Annotated in this window: 24 protein-coding genes and 2 tRNA genes; 11 read left to right on the top strand and 15 right to left on the bottom strand. The window is 71.6% G+C overall.

Annotated elements, in window-relative coordinates; translation table 11 throughout:
* Positions 1 to 29 precede the first annotated feature (29 nt).
* The gene (locus C2L58_RS33735) at positions 30 to 497 is read left to right on the top strand and encodes a hydrogenase maturation protease (RefSeq protein WP_103341700.1); all 468 of its coding nucleotides are present in this window, start codon (positions 30 to 32) and stop codon (positions 495 to 497) included.
* On the opposite strand, the gene C2L58_RS33730 is transcribed toward C2L58_RS33735, so the two are convergent.
* The gene (locus tag C2L58_RS33730) at positions 475 to 1380 is read right to left on the bottom strand and encodes a LysR family transcriptional regulator (RefSeq protein ID WP_103341699.1); all 906 of its coding nucleotides are present in this window, start codon (positions 1378 to 1380) and stop codon (positions 475 to 477) included. The two genes, C2L58_RS33735 and C2L58_RS33730, sit on opposite strands and share 23 nt — an antisense overlap.
* Before the next feature lie 86 nt (positions 1381 to 1466).
* On the opposite strand from C2L58_RS33730, the gene C2L58_RS33725 reads away from it, so the two are divergent.
* Positions 1467 to 2768, top strand: coding sequence for an aspartate aminotransferase family protein (locus C2L58_RS33725; RefSeq protein ID WP_103341698.1), 1302 nt, complete (start codon positions 1467 to 1469; stop codon positions 2766 to 2768).
* Between the two features lie 80 nt (positions 2769 to 2848).
* Here the strand turns inward: C2L58_RS33725 and C2L58_RS33720 are convergent, their stop codons facing one another.
* The 4 genes from C2L58_RS33720 to C2L58_RS33705 form a co-directional block, all read right to left on the bottom strand.
* On the bottom strand, positions 2849 to 4210 hold the full coding sequence (locus C2L58_RS33720; RefSeq protein WP_103341697.1) for a cellulose binding domain-containing protein: 1362 nt from the start codon (positions 4208 to 4210) through the stop codon (positions 2849 to 2851).
* Positions 4207 to 5838 (bottom strand): glycosyl hydrolase family 18 protein, encoded by a 1632-nt coding sequence (locus tag C2L58_RS33715; RefSeq protein WP_103341696.1) that lies wholly within the window; start codon positions 5836 to 5838, stop codon positions 4207 to 4209. The genes C2L58_RS33720 and C2L58_RS33715 overlap by 4 nt, the downstream gene beginning before the upstream one ends.
* A 190-nt stretch (positions 5839 to 6028) precedes the next feature.
* Positions 6029 to 6319: a hypothetical protein gene (locus tag C2L58_RS33710; protein WP_103341695.1), complete on the bottom strand. Its 291-nt coding sequence runs from the start codon at positions 6317 to 6319 to the stop codon at positions 6029 to 6031.
* 88 nt (positions 6320 to 6407) lie between these two features.
* Positions 6408 to 7337 carry a S8/S53 family peptidase gene (locus C2L58_RS33705; protein WP_103341694.1) on the bottom strand — a complete coding sequence of 310 codons (930 nt, stop codon included), beginning with the start codon at positions 7335 to 7337 and terminating at the stop codon, positions 6408 to 6410.
* A 94-nt stretch (positions 7338 to 7431) separates the two neighbouring features.
* On the opposite strand from C2L58_RS33705, the gene C2L58_RS33700 reads away from it, so the two are divergent.
* Positions 7432 to 10071, top strand: coding sequence for a CHAT domain-containing protein (locus tag C2L58_RS33700; RefSeq protein WP_103341693.1), 2640 nt, complete (start codon positions 7432 to 7434; stop codon positions 10069 to 10071).
* Between the two features lie 149 nt (positions 10072 to 10220).
* On the opposite strand, the gene C2L58_RS33695 is transcribed toward C2L58_RS33700, so the two are convergent.
* The 5 genes from C2L58_RS33695 to C2L58_RS33675 form a co-directional block, all read right to left on the bottom strand.
* Positions 10221 to 10294, bottom strand: a tRNA-Arg gene (locus C2L58_RS33695).
* A 41-nt stretch (positions 10295 to 10335) separates the two neighbouring features.
* Positions 10336 to 10425 (bottom strand) — tRNA-Ser (locus C2L58_RS33690).
* Positions 10426 to 10490: 65 nt separating this feature from the next.
* A complete protein-coding gene (locus tag C2L58_RS33685) occupies positions 10491 to 12206 on the bottom strand; it encodes a phosphatidylglycerol lysyltransferase domain-containing protein (protein WP_103341692.1) in 1716 nt (571 codons plus the stop codon).
* A gap of 37 nt (positions 12207 to 12243) precedes the next feature.
* Positions 12244 to 14223 carry an acetoacetate--CoA ligase gene (locus C2L58_RS33680; RefSeq protein WP_103341691.1) on the bottom strand — a complete coding sequence of 660 codons (1980 nt, stop codon included), beginning with the start codon at positions 14221 to 14223 and terminating at the stop codon, positions 12244 to 12246.
* Between the two features lie 85 nt (positions 14224 to 14308).
* Positions 14309 to 14938 carry a dienelactone hydrolase family protein gene (locus C2L58_RS33675; RefSeq protein WP_103341690.1) on the bottom strand — a complete coding sequence of 210 codons (630 nt, stop codon included), beginning with the start codon at positions 14936 to 14938 and terminating at the stop codon, positions 14309 to 14311.
* Positions 14939 to 15084: 146 nt separating this feature from the next.
* Here C2L58_RS33675 and hisC point away from each other — a divergent pair, with 146 nt between their 5' ends.
* A complete protein-coding gene (gene hisC / locus C2L58_RS33670; RefSeq protein ID WP_103341689.1) occupies positions 15085 to 16149 on the top strand; it encodes a histidinol-phosphate transaminase in 1065 nt (354 codons plus the stop codon).
* On the opposite strand, the gene C2L58_RS33665 is transcribed toward hisC, so the two are convergent.
* The 3 genes from C2L58_RS33665 to C2L58_RS33660 all read right to left on the bottom strand — a co-directional run bounded on the left by C2L58_RS33665 (position 16130) and on the right by C2L58_RS33660 (position 17763).
* Positions 16130 to 16903 (bottom strand): sulfite exporter TauE/SafE family protein, encoded by a 774-nt coding sequence (locus C2L58_RS33665; RefSeq protein ID WP_103341688.1) that lies wholly within the window; start codon positions 16901 to 16903, stop codon positions 16130 to 16132. The genes hisC and C2L58_RS33665 overlap by 20 nt on opposite strands.
* Before the next feature lie 69 nt (positions 16904 to 16972).
* Positions 16973 to 17143: a hypothetical protein gene (locus tag C2L58_RS48875; protein ID WP_199191584.1), complete on the bottom strand. Its 171-nt coding sequence runs from the start codon at positions 17141 to 17143 to the stop codon at positions 16973 to 16975.
* Positions 17140 to 17763: a GNAT family N-acetyltransferase gene (locus C2L58_RS33660; RefSeq protein ID WP_103341687.1), complete on the bottom strand. Its 624-nt coding sequence runs from the start codon at positions 17761 to 17763 to the stop codon at positions 17140 to 17142. Before C2L58_RS33660 ends, C2L58_RS48875 begins: the two co-directional genes overlap by 4 nt.
* Positions 17764 to 17806: 43 nt before the next feature.
* Here C2L58_RS33660 and C2L58_RS33655 point away from each other — a divergent pair, with 43 nt between their 5' ends.
* Complete coding sequence (locus tag C2L58_RS33655; RefSeq protein WP_103341686.1) at positions 17807 to 18496, top strand: FadR/GntR family transcriptional regulator; 690 nt, start codon at positions 17807 to 17809, stop codon at positions 18494 to 18496.
* 36 nt (positions 18497 to 18532) lie between these two features.
* The gene (locus C2L58_RS33650; protein WP_199191583.1) at positions 18533 to 19345 is read left to right on the top strand and encodes a class I SAM-dependent methyltransferase; all 813 of its coding nucleotides are present in this window, start codon (positions 18533 to 18535) and stop codon (positions 19343 to 19345) included.
* On the opposite strand, the gene C2L58_RS33645 is transcribed toward C2L58_RS33650, so the two are convergent.
* Positions 19342 to 19839: an FBP domain-containing protein gene (locus C2L58_RS33645; RefSeq protein ID WP_103341685.1), complete on the bottom strand. Its 498-nt coding sequence runs from the start codon at positions 19837 to 19839 to the stop codon at positions 19342 to 19344. The two genes, C2L58_RS33650 and C2L58_RS33645, sit on opposite strands and share 4 nt — an antisense overlap.
* Before the next feature lie 64 nt (positions 19840 to 19903).
* Here C2L58_RS33645 and C2L58_RS33640 point away from each other — a divergent pair, with 64 nt between their 5' ends.
* Entirely contained in the window at positions 19904 to 21397 is a 1494-nt protein-coding gene (locus C2L58_RS33640) for an adenylate/guanylate cyclase domain-containing protein (RefSeq protein WP_103341792.1), read from the top strand.
* On the opposite strand, the gene C2L58_RS33635 is transcribed toward C2L58_RS33640, so the two are convergent.
* Positions 21385 to 22374: a beta-ketoacyl-ACP synthase III gene (locus C2L58_RS33635; RefSeq protein WP_103341684.1), complete on the bottom strand. Its 990-nt coding sequence runs from the start codon at positions 22372 to 22374 to the stop codon at positions 21385 to 21387. The two genes, C2L58_RS33640 and C2L58_RS33635, sit on opposite strands and share 13 nt — an antisense overlap.
* Positions 22375 to 22575: 201 nt before the next feature.
* On the opposite strand from C2L58_RS33635, the gene C2L58_RS33630 reads away from it, so the two are divergent.
* The 4 genes from C2L58_RS33630 (at position 22576) to C2L58_RS33620 (ending at position 24923) form a co-directional block, all read left to right on the top strand.
* On the top strand, positions 22576 to 23049 hold the full coding sequence (locus C2L58_RS33630; protein ID WP_103341683.1) for an Lrp/AsnC family transcriptional regulator: 474 nt from the start codon (positions 22576 to 22578) through the stop codon (positions 23047 to 23049).
* Positions 23050 to 23069: 20 nt separating this feature from the next.
* Positions 23070 to 23558: an MFS transporter gene (locus C2L58_RS50905; RefSeq protein ID WP_233226077.1), complete on the top strand. Its 489-nt coding sequence runs from the start codon at positions 23070 to 23072 to the stop codon at positions 23556 to 23558.
* Positions 23501 to 24364: an MFS transporter gene (locus tag C2L58_RS33625; protein WP_233226076.1), complete on the top strand. Its 864-nt coding sequence runs from the start codon at positions 23501 to 23503 to the stop codon at positions 24362 to 24364. Before C2L58_RS50905 ends, C2L58_RS33625 begins: the two co-directional genes overlap by 58 nt.
* A 154-nt stretch (positions 24365 to 24518) precedes the next feature.
* Positions 24519 to 24923 carry an SsgA family sporulation/cell division regulator gene (locus C2L58_RS33620; RefSeq protein ID WP_013222214.1) on the top strand — a complete coding sequence of 135 codons (405 nt, stop codon included), beginning with the start codon at positions 24519 to 24521 and terminating at the stop codon, positions 24921 to 24923.
* Positions 24924 to 24978: the final 55 nt, after the last annotated feature.

The raw sequence follows: 24978 nt of genomic DNA, 5'->3' as shown, positions 1-24978 counted from the left end.
CCTGAGAGCGCACCCCTGGAGGTCGCGCAATGAGGCCACGTGTCCTGGTCGCGAGTATCGGCAACGTCTTCCTGCACGACGACGGCTTCGGTGTCGAAGTGCTCCGGGAACTGGACCGGGCGGGCCTGCCCCCGTGGGTGCAGATCGCCGACTACGACATCGCCACGGTCCACCTGGCGTACGACCTGACCGGCGGCTACGACACGACGATCCTGCTCGACGCGACCCCGCACGGCGGGCCACCGGGCACGCTGTCCCTGACGGAGGCGCCCGACGCGCACGACCTGCCCGGCGACGCGGTCGTCCGCCTCCTCCGCCTCCTGGGCGGCGACGCGGGCCGGGTCCTGGTCCTGGGCTGCGAACCGGCGTGCGTCGACGGCGGGATCGGGCTGTCCCCGGCGGTCGGGGCCGCGGTTCCGGCCGCGGTGCGGGTGGTCACCGAACTGGCGTGGGGCGCGAACCCGGAACTGCCGGTCAGGGAGAAGACCGAAGTGTGACCCACGCCGGCAGGTCCGGCGGCTGCCGCAGCGCGTCCAGCACCACGTTCACGCCCGCGCGCAACGGCGTCCCCCGGCGGACCGCCGCCACGATCGAGCGGGTCACCGGGGTGGCCAGCTCGCGGGTCGCCACGCGGTAGCGGGGGTCGACGGCCAGCCCGGGCAGCAGCGCGATCGACAAGCCGGCCTCGACGTGCTGCAGCGTCATCAGGTAGTTGCTGAACCGGCACACCACCCGCGGCTCGAAGCCCGATTCGCGGCACAGCCGCAGGGTCAGGTTCGCCATGTACGACTGCGGCATGTCCAGCGCCCAGGCCGCGTCCGCGTAGGCCGACAGGACCGCCGGGCCGCGAGGTGCCTCCGGCGGCGTCACCAGCACGATCGGGTCCGTCGCCAGCGGGACGATGTCGAGGTCGGGGCCCAGCGGGAGCTCGACGAAGTCGGTCGTGGTGATGATGACGTCGGCGTCGCCGCCGCGCAGGGCCGGGATGCTTTCGTGCGGTTCCAGCTCCAGCAGCTGGACCTCGAGGTGCGGGTGCGCCAGCCGGGTCACCGCCGGGACGGCCAGGGTGTGGATCGCGCTCTGGAACGCCCCGAGCCGCACCAGGCCGGCCGGCTCCTCGCCGAGGCTGCGCAGCTCCGCCTCGACCGTGTCCATGTGGTCGAGGATGACCCGCGCCCGCCGGGCCAGCATCAGCCCGGCCGGCGTGAGCCGGACCCGGCGGCCGGTGCGTTCCAGCAGCTGGGTGCGGGTTTCGGCTTCGAGCACGGCGAGCTGCTGCGACACGCTGGACGCGCTCAGGTTGGCGTCCTGCGCCACCGCGCGGACCGTGCCCAGGGTGTCGAGGCGGCTCAGCAGCCGCAGGCGCCACGGGTTCAGCATCCCGCCATTCTTGTTCGGCAAAACCGAACAAGAAAGCCGGAATTGTGAGATGGACGTGTCGCTCGTCGCGGACTTACCGTCGATCCATGGCTGAATCCTTCTGGTCCGACGTCGATCGGCACCTCGTCCGTTACGGCGGCGCCTTCACCCACGAGATCATCGACCACGCCGAAGGCAGTTTCGTCTTCACCGAAGACGGCCGCCGGATCCTCGACTTCACGTCCGGTCAGATGAGCGCGATCCTGGGGCACGCGCACCCGGAGATCGTCGAGACCGTCCGGCGGCAGGCCGGGAAGCTCGACCACCTGTTCAGCGGCATGCTGAGCCGCCCGGTCGTCGACCTGGCCCGGCGGCTCGCCGAGACGCTGCCGGCGCCGCTGGAGAAGGCCCTGCTGCTGACCACGGGCGCCGAGTCGAACGAGGCCGCGCTCCGGATGGCCAAGCTGGTCACGGGCAAGCACGAGATCGTCTCGTTCGCGCGGTCGTGGCACGGGATGACCCAGGGCGCGGCGAGCGCGACCTACAGCGCGGGCCGCCGCGGCTACGGTCCGGCCGCGCCGGGCCAGTTCGCCATCCCGGCGCCCAACGCGTACCGGCCGGACTTCACCGACGCCTCCGGTTCGCTGGATTGGCGTCGTCAGCTGGACTTCGCGTTCGAGATGATCGACGCGCAGTCGGTCGGCAGCCTGGCCGCGTGCCTGGTGGAGCCGATCTTGAGTTCGGGCGGCATCATCGAGCCGCCGCCGGGCTACTTCGCCGCGCTGGCCGGGAAGTGCCGTGAGCGCGGGATGCTGCTGATCCTCGACGAAGCCCAGACGGGGTTGTGCCGCACGGGCAACTGGTACGCGTTCGAGCGCGACGGCATCGTCCCCGACATCCTGACGCTGTCGAAGACGCTCGGCGCCGGCCTGCCGCTGGCCGCGGTGCTGACGAGCGCCGCCATCGAGCAGGAGGCCCACGACCGCGGGTTCTTGTTCTTCACGACGCACGTATCGGACCCGCTCCCGGCGGCGGTCGGCAACACGGTGCTGGACGTGCTGACCCGCGACCGCCTCGACGCGCGGGCGCTCTCGCTGGGCGCGTCGCTGCGCCAGGGCCTGGAGGAGATCGCGGGCCGCCACGAGGTGGTCGGCGACACCCGTGGCCGCGGCCTGCTGGCGGGCCTGGAACTGGTGGTGGACCGGGAAACCAAGCAGAGCTCGGACGAGCTGGGGGCGCGCGTCACGCAACGCTGCCTCGAGCTGGGGCTGCACATGAACATCGTGCAGCTGCCGGGGATGGGCGGGGTGTTCCGGATCGCGCCGCCGCTGACGGCGTCCGAAGAGGAGATCGCGCTGGGTCTGTCGATTTTGGACCAGGCCATCGGTGATGCCGTCAAGATGTTGTGAGGGACCTCCGGCGGGCGGTCTGCCGCGGCTTGTCGTGAGCGGTAAGGAGGGTTCTAACCCTCCTTACCACTCACGAGGCGTCAGAAGCCCGCTGTCACCTTCGTGAAGTCCCAGTCGTTCTGGGCGATGCCGCTGCACGTCGACTGGACGCCGCCGCCGGGGCAGCCGCGGTCGCGGTTGACCGACCAGAACGCCAGGCGGGCGATCTTGTTCGACTTGGCCCAGTTCGTGATCTGGGTCCACGTCGACAGGTCCGTCAGCTCCTGCTGGTCGGACAGGCCGTTCATCCCCGAGATGCCCAGGTGGGCGTACGCGGTGGCGTCGGACCAGCCGAACGTCGACTTCAGCTTGTCGCGCAGGCCGTTCGCCGCGCTCACCGTGCTGTTGTACATGTTCGCGCCGCCGCCGAAGTCGAACGGCATGATCGTGAACACGTCCACGTTCGCGCCCAGCGCCTTCGACTGGTCGATGAGCCGGTTGCCGTAGTAGTTCGGGCCGGTCGTCGACGTGCCGAACGTCAGGATCGTCTGGATGCCCGGGTTGTTCTGCTTGACGATCTTCAGCGCGCCCAGGATGCGATCCTGCACGGCCTCGTTCTCGAACTCGTCGGAGTTCTCGATGTCGATGTCGATCGCCTTCAGCCCGTAGGCGCTGATCACCTGCTGGTAGGCGCCCGCCAACGCGGCGGACGTCGAGCAGTTCGGGCCCAGCTTGTTGCCGCTCCAGCCGCCGAACGACGGGACGACCTGGCCGCCCGCCGCCTTGATCTGCGAGATCGCGGTGGCGTCGGCGCTGCCCTGCAGTGGCCGGCTGCTGTCCCACGCCGGGGTGCAGCCACCGCCGGCGTTGACGAACGCCATGGTGAACCACTTGACCCCGGTCGCGTTCATCACCGTCTGCGGGTTGGGCGGGCTGCCCCAGCCCATGTACAGGTACGGCGCGCCACGGCCACCCGGCGGGGGCGGGGTCGTGGTGGTCGGCGGGGTCGTCGTCACAGGCGGCGTCGTAGTGGGCGGTGTTGTTGTCGGGGGTGTGCCCCCGGCCGCACACGACCCACCGTTGAGCTTGCAGTTCGACGGCGCGGCGTACGAACCGGAGTACGCCACGTTGAAGCCGAAACTCGCGCTACCGCCGTTGGCGACGTTGCCGTTCCACGTGTTCTTCACCGTGACGTGCTGGCCGGACGCCGTGTAGCTGCCGTCCCACAGCGACGAGATCTTCGCGCCGGAGGGCAGGTCGAACTCGACGGTCCAGGTGGCGAGCGTCGAGCCCGAGCCGTTGGCGATCGTGTACTTGCCCTCGTACCCGGTGCCCCAGTCGGAGCCCTTCGAGAAGGTCGCGGACACGCCGCCCGCCGCGTTCGCCGGGGCGATCACGAACATCGCGCCGATCGTGGCGGCCGCGGCCGCCAGCCCGAGTGCGGGCAACCACCGGCGCCTCATGACAGGCCGTTCTTCATCGCGGTGATGAGCTCGCCGCCGGTGGTGTCGCCGGTCAGCTCCCAGAAGAAGGCGCCGCCGAGACCCTGCTGCTTGGCGTAGGACATCTTGCCGCCGATGGTCGACGGGGTGTCGTAGCTCCACCAGTTGCTGCCGCACTTCGCGTACGCGGTGCCGGCGAAGGTGCCGGTCGACGGGCAGGTGTTCTTGAGGACCTTGTAGTCCTCGATGCCCTGCTCGTAGGTGCCCGGCGCGGGGCCGGTCGCGGTGCCACCCGGGGCGTCCTGCGTGACGCCGGTCCAGCCGCGGCCGTAGAACCCGATGCCCAGCAACAGCTTGCTCGACGGGACGCCCTTGCTCTTCAGCTTCTGGATCGCCGCGTCGGAGTAGAAGCCCGGCGTCGGGATGCCGTTGAAGTTGGTCAGCGGCGAGTGCGGGGCGGTCGGGCCCTGGGCGGCCCAAGCGCCGAAGTAGTCATAGGTCATCACATTGTACCAGTCGACGTACTGCGCGGCGCCGCCGTAGTCGGCGACGTCGAGCTTGCCGCCGTTGCTGCCGTCGGCCGTGATCGCCGAGGTGATCAGGAACGACGAGCCGAACTTCGAGCGCAGCGCGCCCATCAGGTTCTTGTAGGCCGCGGCACCGCTGGTGTCACAGGAAAGGCCGCACGCGTTGGGGTACTCCCAGTCGATGTCGATGCCGTCCCAGATGTCCGCCCAGCGCGGGTCCTTGAGCAGGTTGTAGCAGGACTGCGCGAACGCGGCCGCGTTCTGCGACGCCTGCCCGAAGCCGCCCGAGTAGGTCCAGCCGCCGAACGACCAGATCACCTTGAGGCCCGGGTGCAGCTTCTTCAGCTTGCGCAGCTGGTTGAAGTTGCCGGCCACCGGCTGGTCCCAGGTGTCGGCGACACCGTCGACGCTGCCCGCGGCGTCGTAGGTCTTCTGGTAGTCGGCGTACGGGTCGTCGTTCGCCGTGCACTGGCCGTTCTTGACGTTGCCGAACGCGTAGTTGATGTGCGTCAGCTTGCTCGCCGAGCCCGAGGTCTCGATGTTCTTGACGTGGTAGTTGCGCCCGTAGACGCCCCACTGCACGAAGTAGCCGACGTTCTTCAGCCCGCCCGGCGGGGGCGGCGTGGTCGTCGTCGGCGGGGTGGTGGGCGTGGTCGGCGCCGTCGGGGTGGTGGTCGGCTGCGTCGGCGTGGTCGGCGTGGTGGTCGGGGTGCCGCCGCCGGCGTCACAGGAACCGCCGTTCAGCTTGCAGTTCGCCGGGGCCGAGTAGGTGCCGGAATAGCTGACGTTGAAGCCGAAGCTGGCGGTGGCGCCGTTGCCGACGTTGCCGTTCCAGGTGTTCTTGACCGTGACGTGCTGGCCGGACGCGGTGTAGCTGCCGTCCCACAGCGAGCCGATCTTCGCGCCGGAAGGCAGGTCGAACTCGACCGTCCAGCTCGGCAGCGTCGAGCCCGAGCCGTTGCTGATCGTGTACTTGCCCTCGTACCCGGTGCCCCAGTCGGAGCCCTTGCTGAAGGCGGCGCCGACGCCACCGGCGGCGCTCGCCGGGACGGTGACGAGGCCGACCGCGATCGCGCCGACCGCGGTGAAGAGACCGAGCAGGTGCCATCTCTTTCTGGACATCGCTCTCCTTTGAGCCAGGTGCGGGATCGACACCGCCGGCGGGGACCAGGGCGGTGTTTTGCGCCGTTTGCCCAAACGTTACGTGGTCCAGACCAATTAGGGAAGCGTCACCACGCAGCGTGGCCGGTGGTCAAGACCAGTGCTCGGTACCGCCGTCACACTGGTCCAGTCCGGTTACGCAGCGCAGTGATCACCGCGGGCTGTCGCAGCCGATGCAGCGGTAGCCGCGGCCGATCAGCGCCACCAACCCGGCGACGACGATTCCGCCGACGGCCCAGAACCCGGCCCCCACGATGTTGGTGGGGTGCGGGATGCCGCCGTGCGCCGCGGCCAGCACGCCGCTGCCGGCGACGGCCTTCGCGATGCCCCCGAGCGCGATGGCGATGGCGAGCACCGCCCAGAACACCGAGATCGTCGCGACGAAGTAGCGTCCGCCGCAGTTGTGGCAGGGACGCTTCCGGAAAACGGTTGCCTGTGCCATGAGACCCCTCCTCGCTGTACGCGCCGGCTGTCGGCGGGTGCGTAAAGCAGAGGGACCTCCCGGCCCGCTGATACCGGGCCGGGACGGGCTACTCCGAAGGCCAGTTCCCGAGGATGACGGGCTTGTCGGCGGACTGCCCCGGGAGCGGGATGCGCGGCAGCGACGGAGAGATCACCTTCTCGATCGCGTCCTCGGCGGAGGACGCGCCGCCGGCGAACGCCTTGGCGAGCAGACCCGACACCTTCGCCGCGGCGAAGGACGCGCCGCTCCACGTGCTGAAGCTGAACGTGTCCTGCTCGACGAGCCCCGGAATCGTGCGCAGCACGCTGGGGCCGAGGACCCCGCAGCCGCCGGCGAACACGTCGACGCCGTCCCACCAGCTGCAGAAGCTCGCCCTCGGCGGCCGCAGACGGGGAACCGGTGTCACGGATTCGTCGGTCGCCCCCACCGCGATCAGCCGCGGAAAACATTCGGTGAACGCGGCGGGCCAGTGCCGGTCGGCGGTCCACCGGTTCGCGACCGCCGTGACGACCACGACGCCGGGCTTTTCGTCGAACAATTCCTCGAGCGCGCTCTTGAGTTCGGCCGGCTCCTGGTTTTCCTCCGCCGACTCGCCGAAGAACGACAGGTTGACGACCCGCAGGTGGTCCACCCTGGCGAGCGCCCTGATGCAGTCCGCGACGACCTGATCGGGCTTCCGGGTGTCCGAGAGGTCCAGCGCGCGGCGCACGTCGATGCGCACTCCCGGGGCCTCCTGCTTGATCAGCCCGGCGACGAACGTGCCGTGGCCGTCGAACCGGCCCAGTTCCAGGAGGTCCTCCGGCAGGATGTCCTCGTTGTCCTGCCAGCCGTCGACCAGATTCTTTTCGAGGTACGGGTGGGGCTTTCCCCCGAGCACGACCACGCCGGTGTCGACCACCCCGACGACGACGTCGGCGGAAACCTCGACGTCCCGTTCGATCAGCTGCTTCAGGCTGTGGAGCTGCAGTGTCGCCGCGCCGCCCTGTCGTCCGCCCATCGGTTGCCCTCCTGATGTGCCGAAGTGGTTTCGCGCGATAGAGATAATGTGACGAACCCGTTTGATACAGCGTAGCCGGAAAGCCGAGGCGGAAATGACCAGCGAGGAGGGCGGTGCGAATCTGCGTCGCGCCCTCGACGCCGTCGACCTCGCCTACACCGCGCCGCCCCGGGCGTGCCGGCTCGCGAAGCTCGTCCTGGCCGCCGCGGGTGACGGCCGCGAACCGGTGGCCGTCGCCGAGCGGGCCCTCGGGATGGCGCACACGGCGCTGGGCGACCTGGCCACGGCCGAGCGGTACCTGCTCGCCGCGGTCGGGACCGCGGAAGCGGCGGGACTGGCCGTCCGGGCGGCCGAAGCGCGGGGATCGCTGGCGTACCTGCGGTCGCTGACCGGCCGGTTCGACGACGCGCTCGCGCAGCTCGACCGGGCCGCGCCCGCCCTGCACGGCTCATCCCGCGCGCGGCTGCGGATGCTGCGGGCGCTGGTGCTGACCGAGGCCGGCCGCTTCGACGAGGCCGCGGCCGGGTACGGCGACGCGCTGGCCGCGCTGCGGCGATCCGGTGGGGACGCGGTGCTGGAGGCCGACATCCGCAACAACCGCAGCCTCGTCCACGTGCACCGGCGGGACTGGCGGGCCGCCGAGGAAGACCTCGGCCGCGCCGAAGCCGCGTACACGGCGAGCGGGTACCTGGGCAAGACCGCGACCGTCCACCACAACCGCGGGCTCGCCGCCGTCGCCCGCGGGGACCTGCCGGCCGCGCTGGCCGCGTTCGACGAAGCCGCCGAGCAGTACCGGGATTCGGGACGGGACCCGGGACTGCTGCCGATCGAACGGGCCGAAGCACTGCTCTCGGCGCTCCTGGTGAAGGACGCGCGGCAGGCGGCCGAGCTGGCGGTGGAGCGGTTCGCCGGCCAGCGCAACGCCGTCGACCTCGTCCAGGCCCGGCTGCTGCTCGCGCGCGCGGCGCTGCTCGACGGGGACATCGAGGTGGCGGGTGAGCAGGCCGAACGGGCGCGGCGGTCCGCGATCGGGCAACGCCGTCCCGGTTGGGCGGCCCTCGCCGGCTACCTCGCGCTGCGGGCGCGCTGGGAAGGCGGCCACCGGGGCGACGCCGTGATCCGCGCGGGCCGCCGGTCGGCCGCGGCCCTGCTGCGGGCGGGCTGGGTGGTGGAGGCGCTGGACGCGCGGCTGATCGTGGCCCGGACCGCGCTCGAGGCCGGCCGCGTCGCCGTCGCGCGGCGCGAGCTCGCCCACCCGGCGTTCGCGCACCGCGGCCGGCCGGCGGAGCAGCAGGCACGGGCGTGGCACGCGCGCGCCCTGCTCCGGCTGTCCGAAGGGGACCGGGCCGGCGCGGAAACCGCGATCCTGGCGGGGATCCGGGTGCTCGAGCGGTTCCGCGCTGGCCTCGGGGCCACCGAACTGCGGGTGCACGCGGCGGGCCACGCCGGCGAGCTCGCCCGCCTCGGCCTGCGGCTCGCGATGGAGTCCGGGGACCCGGAGGCGGTGTTGACCTGGCTGGAGCGCTGGCGCGCGGGCGCTCTGTTGCTGCGGCCCGCCCGGCCGGTGGCCGACGCCGAACTGGGCCGGCAGCTCGCCGAGCTGCGTCAGGTCGTGGCCGGGCTGGGCGCGGCCGCGGAGGGCGGCGGCGACCCGGCGGTCCTGCTGCGCCGGCAAAAAGCCCTCGAGTCGGCGATCCGGCGACGCTCCCACCGCGTGAACGGGGATCTCGGCGCGCGGATCGGGGCGCTGGACTCCGTCGCCGGGCTGCGCGCCGCGCTCGGCCCGGCGGCGCTGGTGGAGTACGTGGCCGCGGACGGCGAGTTGCACGCCGTCGTCGTCCACGCGGATTCGGTCCGGCTGCACCGGCTGGGCGCGGTCGCCGAGATCGAGCAAGCCTTGACGGCGCTGCGCTTCGGCCTGCGCCGGCTCGCCTACGGCACGTCGACCGCGCTCCCGGCCGGCCCGGGCCTGGTCGAGCACCAGGCCGCCGTCCTGGACCGGTGGCTCGTCGAGCCGCTGCGGCCGGACCTCGGCGACGGCCCGCTGATCATCGTGCCGACGGGCGCCTTGCACGCGATGCCGTGGGCGGTGCTGCCGTCCTGCGCCGGTCGCCCGGTGTCGGTGACGCCGTCGGCGGCGCTGTGGCTGCGCGCCGCCACCGCGACGGCGGGCTCGACCGGAGCCCGGGTGTTCGCCGCGGGCCCGGGCCTGCCGCACTCGGTCGCCGAAGTCGTGACGCTGGCGAGCCGCTACCGAGGCGCCCGGAGGTTCACGGGCCGCAACGCAACGGTCACAGCGGTGACAGCGGCCCTCGACGGCGCCGAGCTGGCCCACATCGCGGCCCACGGCCGGTTCCGCGCGGACAACCCGCTCTTTTCGGCCCTCCAGCTGGTCGACGGCCCGTTGACGGTCTACGACCTGGAACGGCTGCCCCGGCCCCCGAAGCACGTCATCCTGTCCGCGTGCGAATCCGGCCTGTCCGTGGTCCGCCCGGGCGACGAGCTGCTCGGCTTGGCCGCGGCCCTGCTCGCGATGGGCGCGACGAGCCTGATCGCGAGCGTGGTCCCGGTACCGGACGAGGCAAGCCACGCCCTGATGCTGCGCCTGCACAGCCACCTCCGCGGGGGCGCAGGCCCGGCCACGGCGCTGGCCATGGCGCGCCGGGACTTCCGGAACGCCGACCCGGCCACGAAGGCCGCGGCCTCGGGCTTCCTCTGCTACGGCGCCGGTTAGCCGCGGCCCACTCGTTTCCGGCCGCGAAGGCAATACTCGGTCACCCGAAACACATTTCGACGCGCGGACGCCACCGGCCCGCAAGCGCCGCACGGAAAAGAGAAACGGCCCCCTCGTGAGAGGGGGCCGTTTGCTGTCTCAACCAGACGTGCGCCCGAAGGGATTCGAACCCCTGACCTTCTGATCCGTAGTCAGATGCTCTATCCAGCTGAGCTACGGGCGCGTGTTCAGTTGTAACCTAGCACCCGGCGAACCGGGCACCAGCGGAGGCTCCGGGATTTGAACCCGGGAGGGGGGGTTACCCCCAACCGCATTAGCAGTGCGGCGCCATAGACCAGACTAGGCGAAGCCTCCTGGGCCCAACGACCACTGCTCAGATAGGTTACACACCCCCCGAACCCCCTTCGACAGCACCCCCCTCACGCTCGGCGCAGCAGCCTGAGCAGGCGCGGAGAGCGGCCGCCCAGGCCTTCGGCCTCGAACGTTGCGATGCCGACGCGCGGGAGTTCGCGCACTCCCGGATACACCAAGTAGCGAGGCACCCAGCGTGGCTGGAACTTCGCGTTGAAGCGGTACAGCGTCTCGATCTGGATCCAGCGCGAGAAGAAGTGCAGCACCTTCGCCGCCGACTTGGCGACCGGGCCCGCGCCGATGCGCTGCCCTTGTTCCATCAGCGCGCGGAACGCCGCGAAGTTCAGGGAGACCTGTGAGACGCCGTGGCGGCTTGCCGCCAGCAGGAGCTCCGAGATCATCAGCTCGTTGACGCCGTTGTCGGCCGTGCGGTCGCGGCGCATGACGTCCAGGGAGAGCCCGGTCGGTCCCCACGGTACGAACTGGAGCACGCCGCGGACGCGGCCGCCCTGCTCGGCTGTCACCAGCACTGAACGGGGGTCGCCCATGCGGCCCAGCGCCATCGAGAAGCCGCGCTCGGTGTCCGTTCCGCGCCAGTTGGCCGCCAGGACCTCCAGTTCGGCCAGTTCGCCGGGACGCAGGTCCTCGGCCCGGCGCACCAGCACCTTGTAGCCCGCGCGCTTGGTGCGGGCCGCCGCCTGGCGGACGCCGCGCATGGTGCGGCCGTCCAGGGTGAAGCCGGCCGCGTCGACGACGGCTTCGTCGCCGATCTCCAGGACCTCCAGGCCGAAGCGGGCCCAGACCGTGGCGCCGAGCTCCGACACGCCCATCGCCGCCGGGACCCAGCCGCCGCGGCGGCAGACCTCCAGGTACTCCTCGATCGCGCCCGGCCAGGCCTCGTGGTCGCCCAGCGGGTCGGCCGAGCAGAGCGCGACCCCGGCGATCACGCGGTAGGTGACCGCGGCCTTGCCCGTCTTCGAGAACACCGCGAACTTGTCCCGCCGCAACGCGAAGTACCCGAGCGAGTCCCGTTCGCCGTGCTCGTCCAGCAGCCGGCGCAGCCGCGCGACCTCCTCGTCGCTCAGCCGCGGCGCCGGCTCGGCCGAGCGCAGCAGGAAGTACGCCGAAACCAGGAGGGCGGCGAGGCCGAACAGCAGGCCGACGGCGGCGGTGAGGTCCTCCAGCCACATCTGGTGGAACACCGCGGGCCCGCTCGCGGCGACCAGCGCGAGCGCCGACTCCGCGAGCCGGTCGCCGAAGCCCATCGGCTCCAGGGCCGTGTGCGGCGCCACGGACAGCAGGATGACGTTGATCACGAACCCGGCCATCGCCAGCTGGACGAAGACCCGCACCGCCCGCCAGCGGCCGACCACCGGGTCCGGCTTCGCCACGAAGTAGCGCCGGTTCGCGATCAGGCCCACCAGCAGCACCACCGACACCAGGCCGGCGCCGAAGACGTGCTTCAGCCCGAGGTGCGACATCGTGAGCAGCACCGTCGCGCCGACCGCCAGCTGCCAGGCCCGGCGCTTGCGACGCCGGAGCCCCGCGGCCAGCATCACCAGCAGTACCCCCATGACCAGCGCCACGGTCGCCGCGGCGACCGTGGCCTCCTGCGGCAGCTCCAGCCACTCGGCCAGGTGCCCGCGCAGGCTGCGCCGCCCGGCCGGGATCAGGATCGAGACCAGGGTCATCAGCCCCGCCAGCCGGGTCACCCAGGTGATCGCCCCGACCGTGGTGGCCCCGGCCGCCTTCCAGGTGATCTGCGCGCGTGTCCCCGTCACCACCTGTACAACCCGCCGTGGATGATCATGCTTCCCCCATCTACCCCCCGGCGAGCTCCACGAACGGCGCCAGCGCCGCCGGGTTGGCCAGTGCGTCACGGCTGACGGCCCGGTCGGGAGCCACACCGGCGAGGATCTTCTTCACCGGTACCTCACACTTCTTACCGTTCAAGGTACGAGGAATCTCGGAAACCACGACAAACCGATCGGGTACATGGCGCGGTGACAGCGCGCTACGAAGCTCCTTGCGCAGCCGCGGCTCGACGTCTTCGAGCGCGACGCCACCGGCGAGCACCACGAAGCAGATCAGCTGACCATCCTCGTTCCCGGCCGCCGAAGTGTCCACGACCAGGGAATCCGCGATCTCGTCGTAGCCCTCGACGACCCGGTAGAACTCCGCCGTGCCCATCCGGACGCCGCCGCGGTTGAGCGTCGAATCGCTGCGGCCGTAGATCACCGCCGAGCCGCGGTCGGTGATCCGGATCCAGTCCCCGTGGCGCCACAGCCCGGGGTACATCTCGAAGTACGCCTCACGCAGCCGCGAGCCGTCGGGGTCGTTCCAGAAGAACACCGGCATCGACGGCATCGGCTTCGTGATGACCAGCTCGCCGACCTGCTCGACGACGGCGTTGCCCGCCTCGTCGAAGGCGTTCACCGCGGCACCGAGCGCCGGGCAGGACAGCTCGCCGAGCCACACCGGCACGTCGGGCGCCGACGCGACGAACGCCGCGCACAGGTCGGTGCCGCCGGAGACCGAGCAGATCTGGACGTTCTTCCCGACCTCGTCGACGATCCACCGGAAGCCTTCGACGCTCAGCGGCGCGCCCGTGGAGCCCAGCGCGCGCAGGCCGGTCAGGTCGTAGCGCTCGGCGGGCTCGATGCCGGCCTTGAGGCAGCTCTGGATGAACGGCGCCGACGTGCCGAAGTAGGTGACGCGGTGCTGCTCGGCCAGGTGCCAGAGCGCGTTCAGGTCCGGGAACCCCGGGCTGCCGTCGTAGAGGACGATCGTGGTGCCGACCAGCAGACCGGAGACGAGGAAGTTCCACATCATCCAGCCGGTGGTGCTGAACCAGAAGAACCGGTCGCCGGGCCCGAGGTCGGTCTGCAGCGCGAGGGCCTTGAGGTGCTCCAGCGTGATGCCGCCGTGCCCGTGCACGATGCCCTTCGGCAGGCCGGTCGTGCCCGACGAGTACAGCACCCACAGCGGGTGCGCGAACTCGACCGGCTCGAACAGCAGCGGCGCGCCGGCGTGCTGCGCGAGCAGCTCGTCCCAGTCGAGCGTGCCGTCCATCCGGCCCTCGCCGACGTACTCGACGAGCACGGTCGCGGCGAGCGACGGCAGCTGCGCCTGGAGGTCGGCGATCGTCGTCCGGATGTCGAACTGGCGGCCGTTGTACGCGTAGGCGTTGACCGCGAAGAGCACCTTCGGCTCGATCTGCACGAACCGGTCCGCGACCGCGCGGACGCCGAAGTCCGGCGAGCAGGACGACCAGATGGCCCCGATGCTCGCCGCGGCGAGGAACGCGACGAGTGTCTGCGGGCAGTTCGGCGCCAAGGCGACGACCCGGTCGCCCTTGCCGACGCCCAGTTCGAGGAACGCGGCGCGGGCCGCGGCGACCTGCGCGCGAAGCTTGCCGTACGTCAGGTGGCTCGCGAAGCCGTCTTCGCGGTGGAAGATGACCGCCGTCTCGTCGTCGGCCTTCGCGGCGCCCGCGACGCCGGGGGTGAGCGCGTGCTCGGCGTAGTTCAGCGTGCCGCCCTCGAACCAGACGGCGTCCGGCATCCCGCCCGAAAGCACCTCACCCGGCTGGTCGTGCCAGCGGACGCCGAGGAAGTCCGCGACCGCCGCCCAGAAGTCCGGGCCGCGCTCGACCGAGAACTCCCACAGCGAGCGGTAGTCGTCCACCTCCACACCGCGCTCGGCGCGCAGCCACCGGCGGAAGGCTTCGATCTTGGTGTCGGCAACATGGCCCGGCTCGGGGCGCCAGAGCACTTCGGGGGCGTCGGCGGTGTGCGTCACGCCCCGAGCCTAATCCCTCGGATCCGGAAGTCACCGTGGTCGGAACCGACATGGAACACCGGCGAACGGTGGTGCCCGCCCACACTTACCGCAGGTGCGCGTCGAACCAGTTCAGCGTGCGCTGCCAGGCCTCCGCCGCCGCACCCGGGTCGGCGTCGAAGCGGTGGTTCGCGCCCGGGTAGTGGACGACGTTCGTGGCGACCTTCGCCGACGCGGCGGCGTCGCGCAGACGCTCGACTTCGGCGCCGCCCGCCTCGTCGCCGGCGTCGCCGTACATGCCGAGCCACGGGCTGGTGAGCCGCCCGGCGATCTCGACCAGCGCGGGGAGTTCGACGGACTGCTGCCCGCCGACGCTGACCGCGGCACCGAGCTTGCGGTGCGACGCGACGACGAGGGCCGCGCTGCCGCCGAGGTCGAAGCCCATCACGCCGAGCAGGTCGGCCTGGACGCCCCGCTCGACCAGCCAGGCGAGGGTGAGGTCGGTCGCGTCGAGCAGGTCCTGCTGGGTGAGGCGGTCGTTCTCCAGGTGCGGGGTGACGGTCAGCCAGCCCTCGGTGGCGAGGCTGGCGAGCAGCAGCCGGACCCCGTCCGTGACGCCGTCGGCCTCGTGGAGCACCACCAAGCCGCCACGCAGCGCGCCCTCGGGTTCCGAAAAGGTCAGGCGCAGGGTGCGGCCGCCGGTGCGCTGGTAGTCCACGGTGGAGGTCGACGTCATTGCCTCACCCAACCACCTGGAGGTGAACGGGAGGAAGCCCGGTGACGCAGGTCGCCGAGACCGGCCCGCCTGAAGGCGGTCGCGGGGTGACGGCCGGAAAAGATACGGTGAACGGGTCGTCCCGCCGATCTCCAGGAGCGCCGAAGATGCCGTCCGTGTCCCCGCGTCCCGATCTCGAATCGTTGCCGAAATACGTCCCCGGCCGGACGATCGAAGGTGCGATCAAACTGGCGAGCAACGAGGTGCCCGGCGGTGCGCTGCCGAGCGTCGCGCAGGCGATCGCCGAGGCCGCCGCGGGCATCAACCGCTACCCCGACACCGGCTCGCAGGTGCTGCGCGAGCGGCTGGCGCGCGAGCTGGACGTGCCGGTGGAGCACGTCGCGATCGGCTGCGGCTCGGTGTCGCTGTGCCAGCAGACGATCCAGGCGGTGTGCGCGCCCGGCGACGAGGTCATCTTCGGCTGGCGCTCCTTCGAGGCGTACCCGATCGTCACGCAGGTCGCGAACGCCGTTTCGGTGAAGGTCCCGATCACGGAAGGCCAGGAGCTCGACCTCGACGCGATGCTCGCGGCGATCACCGACCGGACGCGGGTGGTCTTCATCTGCAACCCGAACAACCCGACCGGGACGGCGGTGCGCCGCGCGGAGCTCGAGCGGTTCCTGGCCGCCGTGCCCGAGCACGTGCTGGTCGTGCTGGACGAGGCCTACAAGGAGTTCGTCACCGATCCCGAGGTGCCCGACGGCGTCGAGTACACGCACAGCCGGTCGAACGTCATGGTGCTTCGGACGTTCTCGAAGGCGTACGGCCTTGCGGGCCTCCGTGTCGGTTACGCGGTCGCCCCCGAGCCGATCGCGGACGCGCTTCGCCAGGTGTACGTGGCCTTCTCGGTGAACATGCTCGCCCAGGTGGCCGCGCTGGCCTCGCTCGACGCGGCCGACGAGCTGCTGGCCCGCTGCCAGGAGATCGTCGTCGAGCGCGGGCGGGTGCGGGAAGCGCTGCTGGAAGCGGGTTACCGGGTGCCGGACACGCAGGCGAACTTCGTCTGGCTGCCGCTCGGTGACCAGGCCGTCCCGTTCGCCGAGCACGCGCTGGACCGCAAGCTGGTGGTGCGCCCCTTCGCCGGCGACGGCGTCCGCGTGACCATCGGGACCCGCGAAGAGAACGACCTCTTCCTGGCCGCGGCGCGCGAATTCACTTCGCGAACTGCTTGACGACCAGCTGGATGACGGCGGCGACGCCGATCACCACGATCACGCCGCGCAGCACCGCCGGCGGCAGCCTCCGGCCGATCTTCGCGCCGAGGAAGCCGCCGGCGGTCGAGCCGACGGCCAGCCACAGCACGACGGCCCAGCTGACCGGCGCGACGAACGCGTAGATGAGCCCGGCGACCAGGTTGACGACGGCGGCGAGCACGTTCTTGACGCCGTTGAGCTTCTGCAGCGGCTCCGACAGCAGCATCCCCATCACGGCCATCAGCATCACGCCCTGCGCGGCGGTGAAGTACCCGCCGTAGATGCCGATGAGGAAGATGAAGAACATCAGCAGCGGCCCGGGTTTGTGCTCGGTCCCGTTCTCCTCGCGCCGCTGCGCGACCCACTTCGAAACTTTCGGCTGGATGATCACGAGGATCACGGCCAGGCCGACGAGCACGGGAACGACGGCTTCGAACGCGTCCTTCGGCAGCGAGAGCAGCAGGATGGTGCCGCCGATGGCCCCGAGGAAGGACGCGACGGCGAACTTGGCGGTCTGCCGCCAATAGCCCGTGAGCTCGTGCCGGTACCCCCAGGCACCGCTGAGCGTGCCGGGCGCCAGGCCGATGGCGTTCGAGGTGGTGGCGGTCACGGGCGGATACCCGAGCGCGACGAGCACGGGGAAGGTGACGAGCGTCCCCGACCCCACGACGGCGTTGATGGTTCCCGCCCAGACCCCGGCGACCACGATGATCAGGGCGTGCCACCACGTCATGAAGCAATCACGTGCGGAGCCTAAGCACCGTGGGCCACTCCCGCGACGCAGATGTGTCAGGTCAGACAGTCACCGCACCGGGTTGAGCCAGATCAGCGGCCCGCGGGGGTCGGGGTCGGCGATCGGGACCGGCCCGTCTTCCGGGCGAGTGTCACCGGTCAGCGCATCGCGGCACCACCAGTCCGCCAGGGCCTGGTGGTCGTTCGCGTCCAGGGCGAGGTCCTTGAACCGTGCTGTCATGCCGTTCCTTCCGGGACGTGCGCGGGGACGACGTCGGACACCACGCGCCAGCCGAGTGCGCGGTACAGCCCGCGGCCGGCCTCGGAGGCCAGCAGCGCGCTCGACCGGGCTCCCGCCGCCTCGGCCAGCCGGTGCATCACCACCCGGCCGAGGCCGCGGCGCCGGTGCGCCGGCTCCGTCTCGATCTTGTCGAACACCGCGACACCGCCGGCCACCGCGATGCGGCCCCGGGCCGCCGGTTCTCCGCCGGCGGACACGACCACGTCCCACGCCGGCCCATCGCCGACTACCGTCACCGCATAGCCCGGCGGCACGGCGACCGGGGGCAGCGGCCCCTCGAACGCCATCAGGTATTCCGTCTCGCCCGCCGTCCACGCCGGGGTCAGGGCCGGCAGGACCGCGGACCGCGAGCCGCACGTCTTCAGCCACGTGCCCGGCGCGGCCACCGTGCGGGCCCGAGCGGAAACCGTCGCCGGAGCGCGCAGCAGGTAGCGCACCCGGTGCCCCGGCAAGCCGACCTCGATGCGGTACCCGTCGGGCTCGGCGACCGGTGCCGGTGTCGCCCGCGACACCGCCCAGCCGCGGACCCAGGCCCCCAGGATGTCCATGCCGGTGATCATGGCAGCCACCCCCGGCGGTTCCGCGAGCTGAGAGGATGAGCCTGTGGACAGTGAGCAGGTCTGGAGCGCGACCGTCGACCGCCTGCGGTCGCTGATCGACTCCGGCGAACTGGCACCGGGAAGCCGGCTGCCGGCCGAACGCACGCTGTGCGAGGAACTCGGGATCAGCCGTGGGTCGCTGCGGCAGGCCCTGCGCGTCCTCGCCTCCATCGGATACGTCCAGATCCGCGCCGGCTCCGGGACCTACGTCCGCGAGCAGCAGGAACAGCCGCTGCGGACCTGGTTCACCGAGCACGACCAGCTCGTCGAGAAGCTGTTCGACCTGCGCGCGACGGTCGAGCCGACGCTGGCCGGCCGGCTGGCGGGGCAGGCGACGGCGAGAGTGCTGAGCCGGCTCGAGGACAACGTCGCGGAGATGGCGCAGGCCGCCGAGGACGGGGACATGCTGCACGTCATCGCCGCCGATGCCGAGTTCCACCGGGTGATCGCGCAGAACGCCGGGAACGACGACGTCGCCGGGCTGCTGCGGTCCGTGCTCGCCCTGGTCGGCGAGGAGCGGCGGGCGGCGCTGCGGCTGCCCGGGCAGATCCGCAAGGCCGTCGCCGACCACCGCGCCATCCTGGACGCCATCCGCCGGGCCGATCCCGCCGCCGCGCGCGAGCTGACCCTCAAGCACCTGGTGGACGCCAAGACCTACGCGCACGACTACGCCGCCCACCCCGAAACGCGCTAGACTTTTCACAACGTTGTGAAACTTCTGGGGGTTGTGATGGAGAAGGTCCACTTCACCGAAGAAAAGGCCACCAACCTGGCGACGCTGTACGGCCGCGCGCTCGACTACCGCAGCGCCCACCCGATCCTCGGCGACAAGGCGGCCGACGACGCCGTCCGCCGGATCGACTACGACTTCACCAAGATCGGCATCTCCCCCGACCGCGCGGTGTCGGTCGTCCTGCGGGCGAAGCCGATCGACGACTGGGCCGCCGAATACCTGCGCGCCCACCCGGACGCGGTCGTGCTGCACCTGGGCTGCGGCATGGACACGCGGTTCCAGCGCCTCGCGCCGCCGGAGACCGTCCACTGGTACGACGTCGACTACCCCGAGGTCATCGAGCTGCGCGAAAAGCTGTACCCCCAGGCGCCGAACCAGACGCACATCGGCTCGTCGGTGACCGACTTCGAGTGGCTCGACCAGGTGCCGGCGGACCGGCCGACGCTGATCGTCGCCGAGGGCCTCACGATGTACCTGAAGCCCGAGACCGGCACCGAACTGTTCCGCCGCCTGGCCGGGAAGTTCCCGTCGGGCGAGCTGATCTGCGACCTCTTCAGCAGGAGCGCCATCAAGATCCAGAAGCTCAACGCGCCGGTGCGCAAGGCGGGCGCGACGCTGTACTGGGGCGTCAACGACCCGCGCGAGCTGGAAAGCTGCGGCCTCACGTGTGAGTCCTCATTGGACGCCGGGCACTGGGCGACGCCGGAGGTGCTGGCCAAGCTGGGCCCCATCACCCGGTTCCAGATGCGGATGCTGAAGGTGTTCCCGCCGCTGGCCCGGACCGCGCACATCGTGCGGTACCGCTTCTAACGCGACTCCAGCACCCGCGCCACGAACTTGTGCAGCTTCTCCTCCAGCCGCGCGATGCGCTCCTCGAGCGTGAGCGTCTCGAACGGCTGCGGGACGTCGGACTTCAGGTCGCCGCGGACGTACCGGCAGCACGCCAGGTTGCCGCAGGCGTAGGTGCCCAGCGTGTTGCCCTCGCGGCCGGGCTTCCCGGCGCGCTTGGCCGAGAACAGCGTGATGTCGGCGAGCCCGTGGATCGTGGTGCAGAAGCCGCAGATGTTGCTGCGCAGGCGTGACTTCGGGGGCGGAGCCGCGCGCAGGGCGAGCCCGACGACCTCACCTCCGTAGGGCAGCACGAGGTAGGCGCGCGCGGGTGCCTTCGGGTCGCGCCAGCCGAGGAACTCCCGCTGCTCCCACGGGATCTCTTCGGGCCGCGCGGGCAGCGTCACGCCCTTGGCCTCGCCGCGGGTGCAGTTGACGAACGAGGCCCGGATCTCCTCCTGGCCGAGTGGGTCCATGATCCGCACGGTAACCACCGGCCACCGGCGGTGGCCACGCATTTTCGGCCGTACGATCAACGCCGTGCGCAAGATCGCCGTGAAGAACTTCCGGGTGGTGTTGCGCACCAGCCTGGGCTTCGCCGGCCTGGGCCTCGGCTCGAGCGTCGCCGGGTCCGGCGTGGTCGCGCTGCTGCTGGTGGTGCAGGGCCTGCCGAACGACGTCGGCGATCGTGGCTGGGTGCTCGGCCTGACCGCGGCCGGCATCGTCGCCGGGGCGCTGCTCGCCGGGACGCTGTGGACGGCGTGGCTGCAGCGCCGCACCGTGATCTGGTTCGTGCTCGGCCGCCCGCCGTCGGAAAGCGAGGCTCGGCGCGCGCTGCGGCTGCCGGTCGACATGGCGGTGGTCAGCGGCACGCTCTGGCTCATCGGCACCGTCGTCCTCACCGCGCTCGCCGGGACGCTCGGCTCGCGCGACGACGCCGTCGGCATGGCCACGGTCATCGGCCTGGGCGGGCTCACCACCGTCGGGCTCACCTACCTCGCCGCCGAGTGGGTGGCGCGGCCGGTGATGACGATCGCCCTGGACGTCCTGCCGCCGCGCGGCTCGCTGCCGGTCACCGTGCTGACCCGGCTGGTCGTCACCTGGGCGCTGGCCAGCGGCGTCCCGCTGGTGGGCGTGCTGCTCATCGCCACCCCGCCGGAGCTGGGCTCGGGCGACCACACCGCGAGCCTGATCATGCTGTCGGTGATCGGCCTCGGCGTCGGTGCGATCGGCACGGCGCTGCTGGCCAGGGCGGTCGCGGCGCCGCTGCACCGGCTGCGCGTGGCCCTCGACGAGATCGCCCGCGGCAACAACGACGTCGCCGTGGACGTCGACGACTCCAGCGAGATCGGCCTGCTCCAGACGTCGGTGAACCAGCTCGCCGCCGGCCTGCGCGAACAGGCGCGGATGCGGGACCTGTTCGGCCGGCACGTCGGCGCCGACGTCGCCCGGCACGCCCTGGAGTACGGCGCGTCCCTCTCCGGCGACGTCCGCGAGGTCACGGCGTTGTTCGTCGACGTCGTCGACTCGACCGCGCTGGCCTACCGCACCCCGCCGGAGGAGCTGGTCGGGAAGCTGAACCGGCTGTTCGCCGCGGTCGTCTCCGCGGTCAACGCGCGCGGCGGGCTGGTCAACAAGTTCCAGGGTGACGCCGCGCTGTGCATCTTCGGCGCGCCGACGCGGCTCGCGGACGCCCCGACGGCCGCGCTGGCCGCGGCGCGGGCGATCCGGGACGCGGTGCGCGAGGCCGGCGAGCTCGACCTCGGCATCGGCGTCTCCAGCGGCCCGGTGTTCGCCGGGCAGCTCGGCACCAGCAGCCGGCTCGAGTACACCGTGATCGGCGACGCGGTCAACGAAGCCGCGCGGCTCACCGAACTCGCCAAGGCGGTCCCGTCACGGGTGCTCGCCAGCGACGCCGTCGTCTCCGGGGCGCTGCCGGGCGAAGCCGCCCACTGGGAGAAGCACGGCGAACTGGAGCTGCGCGGCCGCGCGGAGGCGACGCCGACCTGGACGACCGGCCCTCAGGGCAGCTGACCCAGGTCCGGCCAGCGCAGCACGGTCGAACCCCAGGTCAGGCCGGCGCCGAACGCGCTGAGCAGGACGCGGTGACCGGGCACGAGGGTGCCGTCGGCGCGGGCGTCGGCCAGGGCGAGCGGGATGGACGCGGCACTGGTGTTGCCGACCCGGTCGATGTTGGCGACCACGGCGTCGGCGGGCATGCCGAGCTGCTTGGCCGTCGCCTGGAGGATCCGGATGTTCGCCTGGTGGCCGACGAAGCGGTCGACGTCGCCGACCATCCAGCCCGCGCGATCAAGCACAGTCCGGGACGACTCCGCCATCCGCGCGCAGGCGTGGCGGAACACGGCCGTGCCCTGCATGGCGAGGAACCGGTCGGCCGGGGTGTCGGAAAGCCGCTTCCGGGCGCCGCCGGCCTCGACCCACAGCAGGTCGGCGTGTTCGCCCTCGCTGTGCAGGTCGAACGGGCCGAACGAGCCCGGCTCGCCGGCCTCACCCGCGCGCAGCAGGACCGCGCCCGCGCCGTCGCCGAAGATCGGCACGGTGGTCCGGTCGCTGGGGTCGATGAGCGTGGTGAAGGTGTCGGCGCCGATCACGAGCACGCGCTCGGCCAGGCCGCCCGCGATGAAGCCGGCGGCCGTGGCGAGGGCGTAGACGAAGCCGCTGCAGACGGCGTTGACGTCGAACGCCGCGGCCGTGCCGAGCCCGAGCCGGGCGGCGACCTGCGGTGCGCTGGCCGGGCAGGGCTGGTCGGGCGTGGAGGTGGCGAGGACGACGGCGTCGGCGGACGTGCCCCCGAGCGCTTCGCGGCCCGCCCCGACCGCGAGATCCACAGTAGACTCCCCGGGCCCGGCGACGCGGCGTTCGCGGATCCCGGTGCGGGTCCGGATCCACTCGTCCGAGGTGTCGAGCCGGGCGGCGATTTCGTGGTTGTCCAGGACTTTCGTCGGCAACCAGGAACCGAGACCGGTCAACACGGCGGCAGGTGCGGGCACGGGAGAGCCTCCCCACGCCGGCGGGTTGGCAGAGCGACCGGCTGGTCTACCACTTCTATGGGCTACCCCCTGGTAGACCCGTCAGTTGTGTTCCAGCTCACGTTGAAAGTTGTTTCATCTTCCCCGCGGAGGGAGTAGTGAGCGACGTCACGGAGGGGTGAACGGCGGCGAATTGTCGGGGGTGCCGGTTAGCCTGCTGGGGTGCGGACACCCGACCTCGACCAGCTGGACATCGCCATCCTCGCCTGCCTCCAGGCGGACGCCCGCACGATCGCCGAAACGATCGGCGCGAAGGTCGGGCTCTCGGCCGCGGCGGTGCAGCGGCGGATCAAGCGGCTGCGCGAGGCGGGCGTCATCGAGCGCGAGGTGGCGGTGCTGTCGCCGGAGGCGCTCGGGCTGGGCATGACGTTCGTGGTGACGGTCGAGATGGAGCGGGAGAACCTCGCGGTCTTCGACGGGTTCCGCCGCCAGGTCCTGGCCGAGGACGCGATCCAGCAGTGCTACTACGTCACCGGCACGGCGGACTTCGTGCTGATCGTGACGTGCCCGGACATGGCGGGCTTCGAGGCGTTCACCCGGCGGATGTTCTTCGACAACCCGAACGTCCGGCACTTCACGACGAGCGTGACGATGGATCGCGTGAAGGTGGGCCTCAGCCTCCCGCTCGACCCGTAAGCTGTCCCGCTGGGGGAGGCATGCTTCGGATCTTTCTGGCCGCGACGCTGATCGACGCGCTCGGCAGCGGGCTGTGGGTCCCGTTCGCCCTGTTGTTCCTCGTGCACGGGCAGGGCATGGGCCTGGTCGACGCGGGCGCGTCGCTGACCACCGGCGCCCTGCTGGCCCTGGTGACCGGGCCGGCCACCGGGGCGGCGATGGACCGCTTCGGGCCGCGGGCGCTGCTCATCGCGGGCAACCTGGTGCGGCTCGCCGCGTTCGCGGCCTACCCGCTGGCGCACACGAGCTGGCAGGTGGTCGTGGTGTCAGCGGTGGCGGGCTTCGGCGACCGGTTGTTCTGGACGTGCAACGCGCCGATGGTGACCCGGCTCACTTCGGGCAGCGACACGGACCGCGTGCTGGCCACGCAGACCGTCGGCCGGTTCGCGGGGCGGGCCTCGGCGCGGCGGCGATGGCGGTGCTGCCGACGATCACGAGCCCGTGGGCGTTCCACCTGCTCGCGTACGTGAACGCAGCAAGCTTCGGCGTGGCGGCGGTCCTGATCCGCCTCCTGCCGCGGGTCGTGAGTGGTAACGCGGGTTCTAACCCGCCTTACCACTCACGACCAGCCGCGGCAGACCACTCGGCGGCTGGCGCGGGAGCCGGGGGCGGTGGGCTCGCGGAGGCCGCCAGGCCGGCGGCAGCTCGGCCCGGGAGCTGGCGGGCGGTGCTGGGCGATCGGGCCTTCACCGGGTTCTGCGTCACCCACATGGCCTTCACCCTCGCCAGCGCGAGCAAGTTCTCCGTGCTGCCGATCGTCGTGCGCGATCTGCTGCATGGTCCACAGTGGATCGCCGGGACCGCCATCACCGTGGGGACCGTGGTCGTCGTCGCCGGGCAGCGGCCGATCGTCGGGCTGCTCGCCGGGCGGAGCCGGACCGCCGGGCTCATCGGGGCCGCCGTTCTCTTCGCCCTCTGCTTCGCGCTGCTGATCCCGCTGCAAGCCGTCCCGCTGCCGGTGGCGACCGTGCTGATCCTGCTCACCAGCCTCGGCTTCTCGATCGCCGAGGCGCTCTTCGGCCCGACCGCCACCGCGGCGGCCGCCGCGGCCGCTCCGCCGGGGGCCGAAGGGCGGGCCAGCTCGATCTTCCAGCTCTCCTGGGGCCTGCCCATCGCGCTGGCGCCGGGCCTGCTGGCCACCCTCCTCAGCGCGAGCAACGCGCTGACCTGGTCGATCCTCGCTCTGACCTGCGCCTCCGCCGTCCCCGCGCTGGTCGTGCTGCGGAAGAAGCTACCCGCCGCCCTGCGCGAACCGTCACCAGCCGTGTCCGCCTGAGCGCAAGGGGTATGTGCCCGGTGTTACACCACAATGGACGGATGCAACCGATCAAGTGAACGTGAGAGTTTCTCCGTCATGACCGTTGGCCCTCGTCATCTCCTTGCCGAACAGTTCGCGCCGCGCGAACCACCGCGAGACTCCAGGAGGGGCCGTGCACACCGACGCCGTACACCAGAGCCAGTTCGTGCTGCTGAACGAGAGCACCACGCCCGTCCTGTCGCGCCTGTCGTACCACGCCCACGAACCCTTCGCGGTGACCGTGGCCTTCCGGACCGAGCGCGGCCGGTGGATCGAGTGGACCTTCGCGCGTGACCTGCTCGTGGCCGGGCTCGACGAGCCGGCCGGCCTCGGCGACGTCCGGATCCGCCCGGATCTCTCCGATGACGAAGACTTCCTCACCCTGGAAATCGAGTCACCGGACGGCTATGCGTCGTTCGAGCTCGAAGTCGAGGACGTCCGGACCTTCCTGGACGCGTCCACCGAACTGGTGCCGCTCGGCGAAGAGAGCGCGCACTTCGACGTCGACGGGCTGATCGAGGAGATCAGCAACGTCTGACCCCTGAACCTCCCATTCCCGCGGCGAGGAACAAGGGCGGGTTCCGGGCGCGCTG

The sequence above is a fragment of the Amycolatopsis sp. CA-126428 genome (assembly GCF_002904335.1).
Classification (GTDB): domain Bacteria; phylum Actinomycetota; class Actinomycetes; order Mycobacteriales; family Pseudonocardiaceae; genus Amycolatopsis.
Note: the sequence above shows the minus strand (reverse complement) of the source record. Positions and strands in the feature narration are given on the sequence as shown.

Bases quoted from the DNA above. Each gene is read 5' to 3' on its own strand.
- C2L58_RS33735 (WP_103341700.1), top strand. From the start codon at position 30: ATGAGGCCACGTGTCCTGGTCGCGAGTATCGGCAACGTCTTCCTGCAC.
- C2L58_RS33730 (WP_103341699.1), bottom strand. From the start codon at position 1,380: ATGCTGAACCCGTGGCGCCTGCGGCTGCTGAGCCGCCTCGACACCCTG.
- C2L58_RS33725 (WP_103341698.1), top strand. From the start codon at position 1,467: ATGGCTGAATCCTTCTGGTCCGACGTCGATCGGCACCTCGTCCGTTAC.
- C2L58_RS33720 (WP_103341697.1), bottom strand. From the start codon at position 4,210: ATGAGGCGCCGGTGGTTGCCCGCACTCGGGCTGGCGGCCGCGGCCGCC.
- C2L58_RS33715 (WP_103341696.1), bottom strand. From the start codon at position 5,838: ATGTCCAGAAAGAGATGGCACCTGCTCGGTCTCTTCACCGCGGTCGGC.
- C2L58_RS33710 (WP_103341695.1), bottom strand. From the start codon at position 6,319: ATGGCACAGGCAACCGTTTTCCGGAAGCGTCCCTGCCACAACTGCGGC.
- C2L58_RS33705 (WP_103341694.1), bottom strand. From the start codon at position 7,337: ATGGGCGGACGACAGGGCGGCGCGGCGACACTGCAGCTCCACAGCCTG.
- C2L58_RS33700 (WP_103341693.1), top strand. From the start codon at position 7,432: ATGACCAGCGAGGAGGGCGGTGCGAATCTGCGTCGCGCCCTCGACGCC.
- C2L58_RS33675 (WP_103341690.1), bottom strand. From the start codon at position 14,938: ATGACGTCGACCTCCACCGTGGACTACCAGCGCACCGGCGGCCGCACC.
- hisC (WP_103341689.1), top strand. From the start codon at position 15,085: ATGCCGTCCGTGTCCCCGCGTCCCGATCTCGAATCGTTGCCGAAATAC.
- C2L58_RS33665 (WP_103341688.1), bottom strand. From the start codon at position 16,903: ATGACGTGGTGGCACGCCCTGATCATCGTGGTCGCCGGGGTCTGGGCG.
- C2L58_RS48875 (WP_199191584.1), bottom strand. From the start codon at position 17,143: ATGACAGCACGGTTCAAGGACCTCGCCCTGGACGCGAACGACCACCAG.
- C2L58_RS33660 (WP_103341687.1), bottom strand. From the start codon at position 17,763: ATGATCACCGGCATGGACATCCTGGGGGCCTGGGTCCGCGGCTGGGCG.
- C2L58_RS33650 (WP_199191583.1), top strand. From the start codon at position 18,533: ATGGAGAAGGTCCACTTCACCGAAGAAAAGGCCACCAACCTGGCGACG.
- C2L58_RS33645 (WP_103341685.1), bottom strand. From the start codon at position 19,839: ATGGACCCACTCGGCCAGGAGGAGATCCGGGCCTCGTTCGTCAACTGC.
- C2L58_RS50905 (WP_233226077.1), top strand. From the start codon at position 23,070: ATGCTTCGGATCTTTCTGGCCGCGACGCTGATCGACGCGCTCGGCAGC.
- C2L58_RS33625 (WP_233226076.1), top strand. From the start codon at position 23,501: ATGGCGGTGCTGCCGACGATCACGAGCCCGTGGGCGTTCCACCTGCTC.